The organism is Micromonospora sp. AMSO12t, from assembly GCF_008806585.1.
In the GTDB taxonomy this organism is placed as follows: domain Bacteria; phylum Actinomycetota; class Actinomycetes; order Mycobacteriales; family Micromonosporaceae; genus Micromonospora; species Micromonospora reichwaldensis.
In genome coordinates this window covers 23926-37100 of sequence record NZ_WAAS01000039.1, presented here as the reverse complement: position 1 = coordinate 37100, position 13175 = coordinate 23926, and the positions used below count along the sequence as shown (strand labels likewise).

Below are 13175 nucleotides of genomic sequence, written 5' to 3'. Positions count from 1 at the left end.
CCCCTTACCGGCCCGCCGGTGTCACGTCATCGAGCGGTGGTCACTCAACGAGGCGCGGGCATGTTCCAGATGATGTCGGCGGTCTGGAGATCTCCGAATCCCTGGAGGTCACCGACCAGGACGCCGCTCGCGAGAACGGCGAGCGCGAAAAGCGAGCCAAGCAGCTGGCCGAGCTTTCGACGAGACATGGTTGCTCCTGCAGGGGAAGTGTCACGGGGATGGTGGAGGTTCCACGATCGTGCCACAAGGCAGGTACCCAGAAAAGCGGTGCGTGTACCGCCGGGCCGAGCGTCGGCGACGTTCCGCCGTTCGGCCCACGGGCCGCCCCGACCGAGCCCTGATCACGGGGGCTGAGTGGGCATCATGCACTTCGCACATTGCGGATTGCGACCTTCCGCGCAATTCGGGGAAGGTCCGGGAGTCCGGGCGTACCCACCTTCACCGTGGGTGACCCCCTGCCCGGGAGGAGGCCCGGCCGGACATCGACCACCATACTCGTTCTGCGCCAGCGCGCCAGGGCTGAGACGACGGACCGACAAAGCTCCGCCACGAACCCGGGTAGGAGCATTCAGGACGGCGGTCCCGTGGCTGCTATCTGCCGCAGGCTGGGCACCGCTCGCGCACCGGTACCACCGGGGTGTCGGCCGTCGCGCCGGAACGTGCCCGGACTGCGAGCGCCCCGGTCAGAGCCGCCACGCCCGCGATGAGGACGGCGACGGCGGTTCCGGCGCCGACGCGGAAGTCCGCATGGCCGGCGCCGACCACGGGCGCTACGTTCTCGGTCAGGGGCCCCAGGGCGAGCAGTCCGACGGGGGTGAGCAGGACGAGAAGAGCCCAGATGCCCCGGGCGTCGCCGCGCAGGGACAGCACGGCCGCGGCGAGCATGGCGGCCAGCAGAAGGACCGCGCCGGTTTCCGGGAGGAACGCGCCCCCGTAGCTGAACCGGTAGAACCACGCGCCCTTCCCGGCCAGGACCCCCGCTGCGACGAGAGCCGCCCCCAGTGCGATCGGCAAGGGTGCGAGCCGGTGGCGTAGCACCGTGTGGGAGGGAAGTGCCAGTGCCAACACGCCCAAAGCCGCCTGAGGAAGCAGAACGAACAGGTACGGGCGGGGCAACTCGAACAGGGCGGCGACGGGCACCACGGCGACGGTGGACACCAACGCCAGTCCGATCGCGGCGCGGGCCCACCGGGCCGGCCCGAGAACATGAACGACAGCGGCCAGCAGCCAGCAGGCCCAGACGACGATGCCCGTGGTGGCGAACGGCCCGAAGGCCGGCGAGCCCCACACACCCGGCGTGGTGACCACTTCGGCGGCGGCCCAGAAGCCAGCGAGGGCGGTCGCGGTCAGGTGGCTCAGAACAGCGGCGAGGCGTACGCCGGGTATGAGGTCGGCAGCGCCGGCGGCGCGCAGGCGCTCACGCCCACCCCCGGCCAGCACGTCCCCCACGTCGAGGATCGACGGCCAGCGGCGGTCGGGCGCGGCCAGGTCGAGATACGTGCCGACGATCTCGCCGCCCCGTGCCTGGCGGTACGCGGCGGGATACGCCCGCAGCAGTTGCCGGTAACGGCGTTCCAGGTCCCTCACGCCAGTCCTCCCGGGGCAGGCGGGGTGACGGGCCGGGCGGCGGTACGGGCCGAGAGGGTCGGTTCCACCGGCGGTGTGTCCACGACTCGAAATGTATCGGCTACGAAGGCATTGGGCGGCGGAACCGCCACAGCCACGCATTGGGGCGTGCGGCCTGCACCCCTCAGACCGGCGCCGGGCGACAGGGAGCGCAGGGTCACCTGCTCCCGCCATGGTCCCGGGTGCTCAGCCGTGTTGCTCGATGCTGACCAGCAACTGCGTAACCCGAGTCCTGATGTCGTCGCGAACCTGGCGGACGATGTCGAGGGGTTGGCCGGCGGGGTCGGTGAGCTTCCAGTCCTCGTAGCGCTTGCCGGGGAAGACGGGGCAGGCGTCGCCGCAGCCCATGGTGATGATGACGTCGCTGGCTTCGGCCGTGTCCCAGGTGAGTTGGGCCGGCGTCTGGTCGACGATGTCGATGCCGACCTCCCGCATGGCGTCGACGGCGACGGGGTTGATCTGGCCGGCGGGTGCGCTGCCAGCGGAGCGGACCTCGATGGTGTCTCCGGCGAGGTGGCGCAGCCAGGCGGCGGCCATCTGGGAGCGGCCGGCGTTGTGGACGCAGACGAACAGGACGCTGGGTTTGTGGCTCATCGGTGATGTCCTTCCCATCAGATGACGTTCGGGCTGCGGCGCTCGATGAGGGTGACGTCGCGCCAGGTTCCGTGGTGACGGCCGACGCGTTCGCGGGTGCCGACGGTGCGGAAGCCGCAGGCGGCATGCAGGGCGAGGCTGGCGGAGTTCTCGGGAAAGACGCCGGATTGGATGGTCCAGATGCCGGCCTGCTCGGTGGAGGCGATCAGGGCGTCGAGCAGGAGGCGGCCGATTCCCTGGCCGCGGGCGTCGGGGTGGACGTAGACGGAGTGCTCGACGACCCCGGCGTAGACGCACCGGTCGGAGACGGCGGAGCAGGCGACCCAGCCGAGGACCCGGCCGGTGGGGTCGATGGCCACCCAGCGGTGACCAGGTAGCCGACTGGCGGTGAACTGCTCCCAAGTGGGCGGCTCGGTCTCGAAGGTGGCGTTGCCGGTGGCGATGCCGAGCCGGTAGATGTCCAGCACGGCGTCGGCGTGCTGATCGCCCATGGCGGCGACGGTGATGCCGGTGGCGCCGGCGGGGGCGGTCATCGGTTCTCCCGGGCGAGGTGCGGCACGACGACGGCGTCGGCGGAGTCTGCGGCGTGGGGGTACCAGGCGGCGAGGGCCGCGACGGCGACCAGGCCGCCGACGAACTGGGCGGCGACGAAGCCGGGCACCGACGCCGGGGCGATGCCGGCGAAGGTGTCGGTGAACGCGCGACCGATGGTGACAGCGGGGTTGGCGAACGAGGTCGACGAGGTGAACCAGTAGGCCGCGCCGATGTAGGCGCCCACGGCGGCAGGGGCCACAGTCGTACGGCGGGTGTGGGCGAGGGCGAAGACCAGGACGACGAGACCCGCGGTGGCGACCACCTCGGCCAGCCACAGGTTCCCGCCGGTCCGCTCGGTACGCGACCAGGCCACGGCCGGCAGGTCGAACATCAGGCCAGCCAGCACCGCCCCGGTGATGGCTCCGCCGGTCTGGGCGGTGGTATAGGCGGCGAGGTCGCGGGCGGTCAGGCCGGTGCCGGCGCGGCGGCCGAGCCACCAGTCGACGGCGGAGACGACCGGGTTGAAGTGTGCCCCGGACACCGGCCCGAACATGAGGATCAGCGCGCCCAGGGCGAGGGCGGTGGCGATCGCGTTCTCCAGGAGCTGGAGCCCGACGTCGTTGGGAGAGAGCCGGGAGGCGGCGATCCCGGAGCCGACGACGGCGGCGACCAGCAGGGCCGTACCGGCGAACTCAGCCGATGCCCGGCGGGCCAGGGTGAGGGTCACGCGGTGGCCTGCGCGGACCCGGCGGGGAGGTCCAGCAGCGCGCCGAGCTGCCGAAATGCTTCCGGGCGGGCCCGGTACCAGACCCAGGTGCCGCGACGGTCGGAGTCGACCAGGCCGGCCTCGCGCAGCACCTTGAGGTGGTGGGAGATGGTCGGCCCGGACAGGTCGAACGCCGGGGTCAGGTCGCAGACGCAGATCTCCGGCACGGAGGCGATCATCGACATCAGCCGCAGCCGGATCGGGTCGCCCAGCGCCTTGAACATCGGCGCGACCACGGCCGCTTGCTCGGCCTCCAAGGGGCGGACCGCGATCGGGGAGCAGCAGGCCACGGCCTGGAGGTCCACCACCGGCAGCACTTGTTTCGACATGCCTCTAGGTTGACAGATGTCGAAACAGGGTGCAACGTAGGACCTGCTTCGAAAAACATCTAGGCAAGGGCGAAGTAGTGCTCAAGCTGTTCTCCCGTCGTCGCAACACCCGCGTTCGAGACGTGACGCTCTGCGAGCCGTGCGGGCAGGTCTGCACTACGGATTGCCACGCCGACGCCCGTTACGAGCGCACCCGTACCACCGCTCTCACCAGCTACCACATCCGCTGAATCCGTCAGGAGGGGAACCATGTCCCGCGTCCAGCTCGCCCTGCGTGTATCCGACCTCGAAGGCTCCATCGCCTTCTACTCGAAGCTGTTCGACACCGAGCCGGCCAAACGTCGCCCCGGCTACGCCAACTTCGCCATCGAGAACCCGCCGCTGAAGCTCGTGCTCCTGGAGGGCGAAGCCGACCAGCCCACCGTGATGGACCACCTGGGCGTCGAGGTGTTCAGCACCGACGAGGTCAACGCCGCCACCAGGCGCCTCACCGACTCCGGCCTGATCACCCTGGAGGAGAACAGCACCGAATGCTGCTACGCCCTCCAGGACAAGGTCTGGGTACGCGGCCCCGGCAACGAGCCCTGGGAGGTCTACACCGTCAAGGCCGACTCCGACCAACTGGACAAGGTCACCGAGAGCGCGTGCTGCACCCCCGCCACCGACAGGGAAACGGCCACCGCCGGAGCCCAGGGAAACTGCTGCTGACCGCTGCGAATCCGCGCCCGCCCTCGAGTCAGAGGGTGGGCGCGATTGCGCCGGGCGGCCTCGGTCCGCAGAACGCTTGGTGCATCCACTCGGCGGCGGATATCTCGGAGACAACTCCGGCTTGGCAGCGGACCGTGTACCGATGCACAGCGAGAATGCCCTCACCCGCCTTCAAAACGCCGCCATCCTCTGGAGCGTCGGATCGAGTACGGCGGCCGACGTAATCCAGGCAGCCTGTGACTGCCTCGTTGCAGGCGTAGACAGTCCAACCCTTCAAATCCTGGCAGGCGTTTCGCCGGCCCGAGGCAGCGAGAATGAGGAGTTGCGCCGTTGGCTCGAAGGCGCACTCGTGGAACTTTCCCTGACCTACTACCGGGAGGGAAGCCGAGAGGGTGAAGAAGAAGCCCTCCGGATCATGGCCCGCCGACTGCTCGCACAGACCGTCACGCCTCGCGATCTGTCGTCCTGGGCATACCGGTTCATCACCTATGACGGCACTCCCCTGGCAGCCGATCTGATCGCTCTCGAGAGCGCCTACGACTACGTCGACTCCGTCTACAACGGGCACCCGTACACGGGTACAACGACTGCGGACCTCGACGCAGACGTCATCGCAGAAGCTCGGCGTTTGATCGGCGACGCCACAGCCGAGAGCAGCTGAACCACTGACGTTCATCCGAGGGCATCGCCGATCTTGTCGTTCATGGTGTGGTCTCCCCCCTTGGATCCCTGGCCCGGCAAGCTTCGTCCGAGGTAGCGCCATGCGGGCCGCCCGCGACCCCGGCTGAGGGTTGGCAGTCGGGGTCGGGGCGTCAGGGGCCAGGACGGGCAGGGTCGGAGCCGTCATCGGTTCACTCCCGCCTTGAGCCGGATGCGGTGGTGCCGGTCGCTGGTCCGCCGGTACTGTCCGGGCTCACCATGAACCCGAAACGGCGGAGTCGAGATGAACAGCGGTGGCGGAACGACGGTGCTGTGGCGCCCGACCGGACCGGAAGAACTCGGCCTCGTTCGCGACTCGGGATGGCGAAAGTGGCCGCCGCGACTGCCGGACCAGCCGATCTTCTACCCGGTCCTCAACGAGGACTACGCGGTCATGATCGCCCGAGACTGGAACGTGCCCGCTTCCGGCCTCGGGTACGTGACCCGCTTCCACGTCGAGACGGACTTTCTCAGCCGCTATCCGGTGCGGCAGGCCGGTGGTGACACCATCCTGGAGCTGTGGGTGCCAGCCGAGGAGCTAGACAAGTTCAACGCGCACATCGTCGGGCTGATCGAGGTCGTGCACGAGTTCCGGTAGCCGAACGACGGCATGCATGGCCGTCATCGGGTGATCCCGACGGCCTAGGGCCGCTTGGGCTGTACGACGGGAGGCAGAACCCGCAGCCGGGGCTGGGACGGACCGCCGGGGCGGGCACGGTCCGCTCAGCCGATCGCTGCAAGGGCGGGGGTGAGCCGCTGCAAGCCGCCGGACGGCCGCCCCCCAAGAGCGGCACGATCAAGGCCAGGCGGTACGGAAACCGAACGGATCGGCGTGGTCGGCGCTCAGGGCTTCCGACTGCCGCCCGAGTCCAACCCCGGGACTGACTTGCACCCGGCCCATCTCCTGCGGCTAACTACCCCTAGCGCGGTGCCCTCATCCGGTCGTCACACGCACGACCCGCGCCAACCCCATAGGTACCAACAGCACCAGCAGTCACATCCTCAGCGGTGCCCTCTAAAGAATGATCGGCCCGTCCACGATCTGCCCAGAACGAGTCGTATTCGGCTGGACCAGTCGGACTCCGCTAGATCAACGACAACAGCCCCCGATCAGCATTCCTGCTGGTCAGGGGCCGTTGGTGCTCCTGGTGGCGGGTAGAGGATTCGAACCTCTGTAGCTTTCGCGACGGATTTACAGGATGCTTCGAACCTGCGACCCGCATAGCGGTTGACCTGGTAACCGTCATCTAGACGGAAGCACCGGCAAGGCTGCCGCCCACGATCCGCCCACAGCGGCCCGGAACGTCCCTTCACCGTAACGACCTAAGTGGCGTAAGCACCTCTTTGCCGCTCGACTTGGGGGCTTCAAGATCCAGATCGGCCCTGATGTCACTATCCCAGGCTATTTGCTTGGTGGATCGTCAACGCCCCTCGGGAATCTCGCTGCTGCCCGTCGCGCCGGCGCTTATCCATTTGTAGATCTTGCCAGATAGGTAGTCCTCCACTGTCGCAGACAAAGACTTCAAGCTTCCGCCGAACAGTGCCCCGTACAGAGAAAGCGCAGCAGCAATAGAGATGGCGGCAAAGGCCACCGCCGCAACGCCTCCCTTGAACGTAAGAGGACTGACGCCAGGCCAAGGTGTGGCAAGAGATGCGCCAATTGCAGCCGCAACACCAACTAGCGCGACCACAGCCATCGTAATCATGTGCCCTACGCGCCTGGCTACAGTGCGCAGGTGACGCTCACTTCGTTGCGCCTCTTCCAGCTTTTCGGCTTTCTGTCGGTCAGCGTCAGCGCGCGTTCGCTCAAGTTCGGCCAAAGCTTGCGACTTTCCCTGTCTCGCATCGGCCGCTTCAGCCATTGCGGCGCCCGCGATGTTCTCGTGCGCCTTGGCAAGAACGCGATCAAGGGTTCCCTCCGTGAAGGCATCGGGGTCTTCCCGAGTCTGGTACATAACCAACGAACGGACCGCGATGGACTGACGAAGAAGCACATACTCATCATCAGTTATTCGATCGCGCTCCCGCAGAGATTCAATCTTCTCTACGTAGCGCTTCCAGAGGTGATCCGATGGGCGCATGGCCGCGAAGCAATCCGCAATAATTACATGCTCTGGGAGCTCGGGTGCCACTAGAGGCTGCTTTAGCCAAAGCAAAGTTGTAAGTACGAAGTCGGGGATACAGAGCGGTATAGTATCGCGCTCCGAGTCCTCTAATCTCATATACCGCCTAGAGGCCCTGGCAAGTGCGGTATTGTGCGATACGAACACCGCTCGTGCATCGCCCAAGTGGCGAAACTGGCGACCACCGCGGAGGCGGTAGATAGCCGTGAGCGAGTCGATGTCTCGCAGCAAGGCCACGCGATTTCGATGCCCGATCTCCTGCTGAAGGACTTCCTCAAGCCGTGGCTCGTCGAGCGTCAGCGGACGATCATGCTCCGGCTTCTCACGCACTCGAACGCCGATCGCCTCAAGCCTTGCCTCGAAGCTCTCCTTGAGTTCTAAGACGTCGCTGGCTCCCCAGCCGGCCGATAGCATAAATTCGGTTGTCTCGCCATGGGAATAGCGACCTCCCGAAGAGACAGCTTTTTGGCACGCATCCAGAACGCCCACGATCTCCTCAAGCGTGTGCTGGAAACAGTAGACCCTGGCCCCCAGTTTGATCGCAAGTTCTATAGATTCGCGCGCGAGGAGTTGCAAGTCCGGGCCGGACGCTCCCACAGCACGAAGGAGCATAGTTGTGTCGGCATAAATGCGGAGGCGATCAAGCTTCGCGTCGAAAGAGGTGTCTTCGGGGAAGTAGAGAGAAGTTGCGAGAAGCGCCCCTTTTACTACTGCCGAGAAATATTCGAACCCCTCGGGATTCCTTAGGTGAAGATGACTGACGAAGCCGCCGATTACATAGCGCATGCTACCAAGCTGCGTGTCGCCCAAATCTACCAGCGGACTTCCGTTGACCACAGTAGCCAGCAGGGGAGCCGCGTTCTCCTTGATGAAGGCATTCAACCCCCCATCGAACGCGTCTTCCGTTAGATCCTCACCGAATTCCTCTTTGGCATAAAGGACACCCTGCCTCACGAGAGCGGCGTGCTTCCTGCGGACTTCTGCCCGACTAGCCGACAAGTCAAATTCGGCGAGTGCTTCACGCTCCGGATAGAGGACTCCCGCCTCCTGCCTGAACATACCCCTCTTCTTGCAGCGCTTTGCAAGAATTTTCAAGACGCCACCGGGAATGTTGATGCCGTATTCTTTATGGATGGCCTCTTGCAGTTCAGGGATGGAGAAAACCGCCTGCTGGGAGTGATACGCGCGATCGGCTATAAACGGAATGAAGTTGTCTAGGACATCCTGCTGCCGCCGGTCAAAGTTGACCTTCAAGATAGCCATGCTTGTCAGGGTTGTTGACACGCGAACTCCGTTTTCCATAAGCAGGATGCATGCGACCAGTAGCGAGCTTGAATCGGCCGTGCAACGATCTTGCAGGAGCGGCGCAACTTCAATGCCCTGAGACTCACGCGAGGATTGCTCGCAGCTTAGCCATGCCCGTTGCGGTGAGTCGAGCCCGAGTCGGTTGATCAACCGAGGACTCGGCAAATTTCGCCGCCTATCAGGCAATTTCCACCTTGGATGCGACTGAGCAAGGCTTCAGGCGCCAGGGGGCCAATGCCGACCGACAAGCACTCCGGCGGCCGGCACGCAGTCTGATCGCCATACGGTCGGGTGCGACGACTCCCGAGATCGTTTTTGCCGAGGTGGCTGAGCCGCGGATGATCATCCGAGTGCGTCGCCGATCTTGTCATTCATGGTGTCGTCCCCGCCGTCGATGCAGTTGGCATAGACCCGGAGCAGGACGGCGACGCCGTGGCCCAGGCGCCGGGCGACCTCGGTCGGCGGGACGCCGGCATTCAGCCAGAGCGAGGCCGCCGCGTGACGCAGGTCGTAGGGACGGCGTACGAGGGGCGAGGCGACCTGCGATTCCGTCAGCGCCTTCTCGCGGGCGAGCTTCCACCACCGGTCATAGACCGACTCGGAGAGTGGTCCGCCGTGCAGGCCACGGAAGAACCGACCGTCTGGGCCGACGCCGTGATTCTCGACGTGGGCGCGCAGCAGCTCGACGAGCCGGGGCGGGATGGGGACGGTCCGGGTTTCCTGCCGCGCCCGGTGCTTGAGGCCGCGCCGCTCGTGGGAGCCGCCGTCATCGGTCCAGTGGGAGCCGGCGCGCGGGGCAGTGCCGGCGAGGACCAAGCGGCCCCAGCGATATTCGATCTTCTCGTGGTCGCAGAACGCCGAGGGCTTGACCGCCGCCAGGTCGTCGAAGTCGGTCCCGCAGTCGAGGCAGCGCCCGGGAAGGTCGCAGTCCTCCCGCCGCAGGTCTGCCGCTTCCGAGGGCCGCATGCCCGCGTAGTAGAGGCAGCCAAAAAAGGCCGTCACCTTGTCGGCACGTTTGCCGAGAGATTTGACCGCCTCCAGCAGCGTGGCGACCTGGGCTGGATTCGCCACCACCCGCCGGTCGATGGACTGCGCCACCTCGGGAGCCGTCCACTGGACTCGGTCGACCGGGTTGGAGGCGATGAGCTCCAGCTCGACGGCGTACCCGAGGGCGTTGTAGAAGGTGGCCCGCTTGCGCTGGACGGTAGAGGCCGCCGCGGGCTTGCCGTCGAGGCGTACGCACAGGCTGTCGAGGACCCGGCGGACCATCGCGGGCGAGTCCAGCTCGACGACCGGGAGCGACGCGCTTTCCAGCCAGGACAGCGCCGCCGCGTGTTCGGCCGGGATCTCGTCGGACCAGCGACGCGGGTTGAGCCCGTAGAGGTACAGCGCCTCACGAAGCAGCGCGTCATCCGGTCGGCCCCGCTTTGTCGGCCGGGCCAGGGTCACCGTGATCGAGGTCAGCGCCTCGACGATCGACCGCCGGGTCTTGGCCGCCGCCCGGGGCCACTTCATCTCGACGTACGCGCGGCTGTGCGCGTACCACGTGGTGGGGTTCTTGGTTCTGGCCTCCGAGACCGGGCGGCCGGTGGCCGGGTCGAAGGGCTCTCCCGCGTTGGCCGCTTGGACCAGCTCGGCGCGGAACGAGTGCGCCAACGCCTTGGTACGGAACATCTCCTCGAAGCGCTGGCTGCTCACCGCCCAGCGGACCCGCCACGGCCGAGCCTTCCGGTCAGCGCGCTTGCCGATCTCCCATATCTGGACCTCGTAGCTCTTCACGCCGCGTCCTGCTCCAGGTCACCGAGCCACCGACCGAGCGCCGACCGGCGGACCCGCAGTTGACCGTTCGGGAGCTTGATCACCCGTGGTCCCTTGCCGGTCTGTCGCCAGTAGAACCAGGTCGAGCGCGGTACGCGCAGCTCGGCGAGCACTTCCGGCACGGTCAACAACTCCTCGTTCACTGTCTTTCCTCCCCGTGGTGCTGTGCGCTGTGCTGAGTTGCCGAAAGATCTGAGGCCCCCTGCGCGGCCCGGTCCTTGGCGGCGAGCAGTTCGGAGCGCCAACGTGCCCGTTCGCTGATCGACCGCATGAGCCGGTGGGACAGCGGTCCCACGTCGGGGTCGTCGGGGCGGGCGAGTTCCCAGGCGTGCCGGACCCGTTCGGCGGTGGCGCCCTGGTCGTCGACGAGCTGCCCGGTCTCGCTGGCCGCGCCGCTGTCGGTGGTGGCACCGAGCAGGGCACGCACCCAGGCCCGCGCGTCGTGCTTGTGGTCGGCGAGGGTCTTGCCGGACCAGTCGCGGGAGATGAGGATGCGCCGGCCGCCAATGCCGAGGGTGTCCCGCTGGTGGACCTTGCCCTTGCACCGGCCCGGCTTGAGCCTTGCGTGCGCCTTCTTCGGCTGGACGCCGTACAGCAGCCAGTTCGCACAACGGTCGGTGCACGGGGTGAGCTGGAGTTGCTGCCAGAGCCGGTCGAGGTGCTTGCGCTGCCGGTCGGTGGTCGCCTTGTGGCAGTCGCCGGTGTGCTTGGTGATGTACTTCGTGACGTACCGGATGGTCCGCTCAGCGTCCTCGGTGCCGGGCATGACGCCGCGGGCGTCGACCTGGGCGCCGAAGCGGACGACGTGCACCGGCTCGGCGTCCGGGTCGTCGTCGATGGCGTCGAGGGCTTCCGCCCAGGTGGTCAGCGGCTCGCGGGTTTCCGGGTCGACCCATGCCGCCGCCTGCTCGTCCCAGACCGGGAGCCGGTCGAGGGCGTACCGCTGGACATCCACGCTCGGCCACCAGACCTGGTGGTAGGTCGCGGCGGCCACGGTGCGGAGGACGTCGCGGGGGATGGTGCCGCGGATGGCGAAGTGGGCGTGTGGGGCGAGTCGGCGTTGGGGCTCGACGCAGCCGGCGTACTGGACGTTCCAGCCCTCGCAGCGACGGAGGTTCTGCCAGAACCGGTCGAGCAGCCGGGGGAAGTGCACGGCGTCCCAGGCGGCGCGACGGTAGTCGTACCGGTCGGGGTTGACCGGGGTGCCGTCGGGGCGGACCGGCCCGTAGGAGTCGAGGGTGAGCGTGAGCCACATCGACGGCCGGAAGGTCGACCCGTCGGGGGCGGTGTAGGTCTTGCCGACGGTGCGCCGCTCGACCTTGCGCCGAGGCAGGTCGGGGGCATCCTGGCGCCGTCTGGTGGAGCGCTTGCGTCGGCGGCCGGGCTCGTCGTCGGAGTCCTCGTCGATGTTGCCGTGGGGTGGCCCGACGCGACCGCGCAGGCCCTCTGCGGCGATGGCTTCCTCTACCTCGCGGATGGCCTCGTCGAGGTCGACGACCTGGTCGTACTGGCTGGCCCGGCAGGCTTCGTCGCGAGCGAACTCGAAGTGTGCCCGCAGCAGGATCAGCGCCTTCTGTTCCTCGGTCGCGGGTTGCGGGCCGGGTAGCGGCTCGTCGTCGCGGTGCCAGCCCTCGCGGATCTGGGCCTGCCGCAGCCGGCGGTTCTTCTTCGCGCACGGCCCGCACTTGTCCTCACGGGTCGCCCCGCAAGGTAGGTCGATGACCTCGGTCAGGCCGGTGTCGAGGTCGGTCCGGCGCATGGCCAGGGGGCGGACGCAGACGCCGTACTCAGCGGCAATTTCCTTGAGCACGTCGACCGAGCGGGGTAGCGCCATGCGGGCCGCCCGCGACCCCGGCCGAGGAACAACCGGGGTCGGGGCGGCCGGGGCAAGGCCGGGCAGGGTCGCAGCGGTCATCGGATGATCCCGACGACGTGCGGCCGGTTCGGCTGGACGACACGTGGAGGCAGCACCGCCGCCGGGGCGGAGACGACAGCCGGAGCCGGGACAGCCGGCGGCACGGAGTCGGCCGGACGCTCCGGCTCGGGGTCGGCCTGCTCGGGCACCTCGTACCAGTCGGCCGGGGGTTGGTCCGGTTCGGGAGCCGGCGGGGTGGCCGGGGCGTTGGACAGGACGACCTTCACCAGGGCGAGGAACGCCAGGGACGGCACGGCCGCCACGATCCAGCCCCACACCGAGGGTTCCGCTTCGGCGACCTGGACGGCGAGGGACAGCAGTGCGAACGCGACGAGCAGCGCCGCAACCAGGCCGACCGGGCGACGGGCACGCCGACGGGCGCGGAGTTCGAGGCCGAGGTAGATCGCCATCAGTTCGACCGCTACGGCGTTGGCCCAGCCGATCCAGTGCGGTTGGCCGTGAGCCACGGACAGGTCGTGCACGTGGGTGAAGGCGGCGGCGCCGGCCATGGTGCCGATGGCGAGCAGGATCACCAGGCGTACCGCGGATTCGGTGCGCTCGGTCATCGCCACTCCTCCAACGGCTTCTCGCGGATGGTGACGTCGATGCGGATGCGCCGGTCGTTCATGTCGCGGCGGCGGTTGACCATCTGCGCTAGGCCGTGGAGGGCGGCGGCGGTCTGGTCGGCTGGGCCGACGAGCTGGATGCGCAGTGGACGCCGGAGCCGGTTGATGAGGCGGGTGAGGGTGGTCATGGCG

General features: G+C 67.7%; 14 protein-coding genes and 1 pseudogene. 3 read left to right on the top strand and 12 right to left on the bottom strand.

Going from position 1 to position 13175, the window contains the following annotated elements:
• Nucleotides 1–44: 44 nt before the first annotated feature.
• From F6X68_RS33435 to F6X68_RS09040, 6 genes and pseudogenes are all read right to left on the bottom strand, one after another.
• On the bottom strand, nt 45–188 hold the full coding sequence (locus tag F6X68_RS33435; protein WP_165947696.1) for a hypothetical protein: 144 nt from the start codon (nt 186–188) through the stop codon (nt 45–47).
• A 403-nt stretch (nt 189–591) separates the two neighbouring features.
• Nucleotides 592–1587 (bottom strand): hypothetical protein, encoded by a 996-nt coding sequence (locus tag F6X68_RS09060; RefSeq protein WP_151453832.1) that lies wholly within the window; start codon nt 1585–1587, stop codon nt 592–594.
• Between the two features lie 225 nt (nt 1588–1812).
• Nucleotides 1813–2220 carry an arsenate reductase ArsC gene (locus F6X68_RS09055; protein WP_151453831.1) on the bottom strand — a complete coding sequence of 136 codons (408 nt, stop codon included), beginning with the start codon at nt 2218–2220 and terminating at the stop codon, nt 1813–1815.
• Nucleotides 2221–2237: 17 nt separating this feature from the next.
• On the bottom strand, nt 2238–2753 hold the full coding sequence (locus F6X68_RS09050; RefSeq protein WP_151453830.1) for a GNAT family N-acetyltransferase: 516 nt from the start codon (nt 2751–2753) through the stop codon (nt 2238–2240).
• Between the two features lie 20 nt (nt 2754–2773).
• Nucleotides 2774–3481: pseudogene (locus tag F6X68_RS09045) on the bottom strand (aquaporin); the annotation flags it as partial.
• Nucleotides 3478–3849, bottom strand: coding sequence for a metalloregulator ArsR/SmtB family transcription factor (locus tag F6X68_RS09040; protein WP_151453828.1), 372 nt, complete (start codon nt 3847–3849; stop codon nt 3478–3480). The pseudogene F6X68_RS09045 and the gene F6X68_RS09040, both read right to left, overlap by 4 nt.
• Before the next feature lie 249 nt (nt 3850–4098).
• On the opposite strand from F6X68_RS09040, the gene F6X68_RS09035 reads away from it, so the two are divergent.
• The 3 genes from F6X68_RS09035 to F6X68_RS09025 all read left to right on the top strand — a co-directional run bounded on the left by F6X68_RS09035 (nt 4099) and on the right by F6X68_RS09025 (nt 5854).
• Entirely contained in the window at nt 4099–4557 is a 459-nt protein-coding gene (locus F6X68_RS09035; protein WP_151453827.1) for an ArsI/CadI family heavy metal resistance metalloenzyme, read from the top strand.
• 142 nt (nt 4558–4699) lie between these two features.
• Nucleotides 4700–5218 carry a hypothetical protein gene (locus F6X68_RS09030; RefSeq protein ID WP_151453826.1) on the top strand — a complete coding sequence of 173 codons (519 nt, stop codon included), beginning with the start codon at nt 4700–4702 and terminating at the stop codon, nt 5216–5218.
• Nucleotides 5219–5500: 282 nt separating this feature from the next.
• On the top strand, nt 5501–5854 hold the full coding sequence (locus tag F6X68_RS09025; RefSeq protein ID WP_151453825.1) for a hypothetical protein: 354 nt from the start codon (nt 5501–5503) through the stop codon (nt 5852–5854).
• An 823-nt stretch (nt 5855–6677) separates the two neighbouring features.
• Here the strand turns inward: F6X68_RS09025 and F6X68_RS09020 are convergent.
• The 6 genes from F6X68_RS09020 to F6X68_RS08995 all read right to left on the bottom strand — a co-directional run bounded on the left by F6X68_RS09020 (nt 6678) and on the right by F6X68_RS08995 (nt 13171).
• Nucleotides 6678–8642: a hypothetical protein gene (locus F6X68_RS09020; RefSeq protein ID WP_151453824.1), complete on the bottom strand. Its 1965-nt coding sequence runs from the start codon at nt 8640–8642 to the stop codon at nt 6678–6680.
• A 384-nt stretch (nt 8643–9026) separates the two neighbouring features.
• Nucleotides 9027–10463, bottom strand: coding sequence for a site-specific integrase (locus F6X68_RS09015; RefSeq protein ID WP_151453823.1), 1437 nt, complete (start codon nt 10461–10463; stop codon nt 9027–9029).
• Nucleotides 10460–10645 carry an AlpA family transcriptional regulator gene (locus tag F6X68_RS09010; protein WP_030329852.1) on the bottom strand — a complete coding sequence of 62 codons (186 nt, stop codon included), beginning with the start codon at nt 10643–10645 and terminating at the stop codon, nt 10460–10462. Before F6X68_RS09010 ends, F6X68_RS09015 begins: the two co-directional genes overlap by 4 nt.
• Nucleotides 10642–12417 carry a replication initiator gene (locus tag F6X68_RS09005; RefSeq protein ID WP_151453822.1) on the bottom strand — a complete coding sequence of 592 codons (1776 nt, stop codon included), beginning with the start codon at nt 12415–12417 and terminating at the stop codon, nt 10642–10644. Before F6X68_RS09005 ends, F6X68_RS09010 begins: the two co-directional genes overlap by 4 nt.
• On the bottom strand, nt 12414–12983 hold the full coding sequence (locus F6X68_RS09000) for a DUF2637 domain-containing protein (protein ID WP_151453821.1): 570 nt from the start codon (nt 12981–12983) through the stop codon (nt 12414–12416). Before F6X68_RS09000 ends, F6X68_RS09005 begins: the two co-directional genes overlap by 4 nt.
• Entirely contained in the window at nt 12980–13171 is a 192-nt protein-coding gene (locus F6X68_RS08995; protein ID WP_151453820.1) for a hypothetical protein, read from the bottom strand. Before F6X68_RS08995 ends, F6X68_RS09000 begins: the two co-directional genes overlap by 4 nt.
• Nucleotides 13172–13175: the final 4 nt, after the last annotated feature.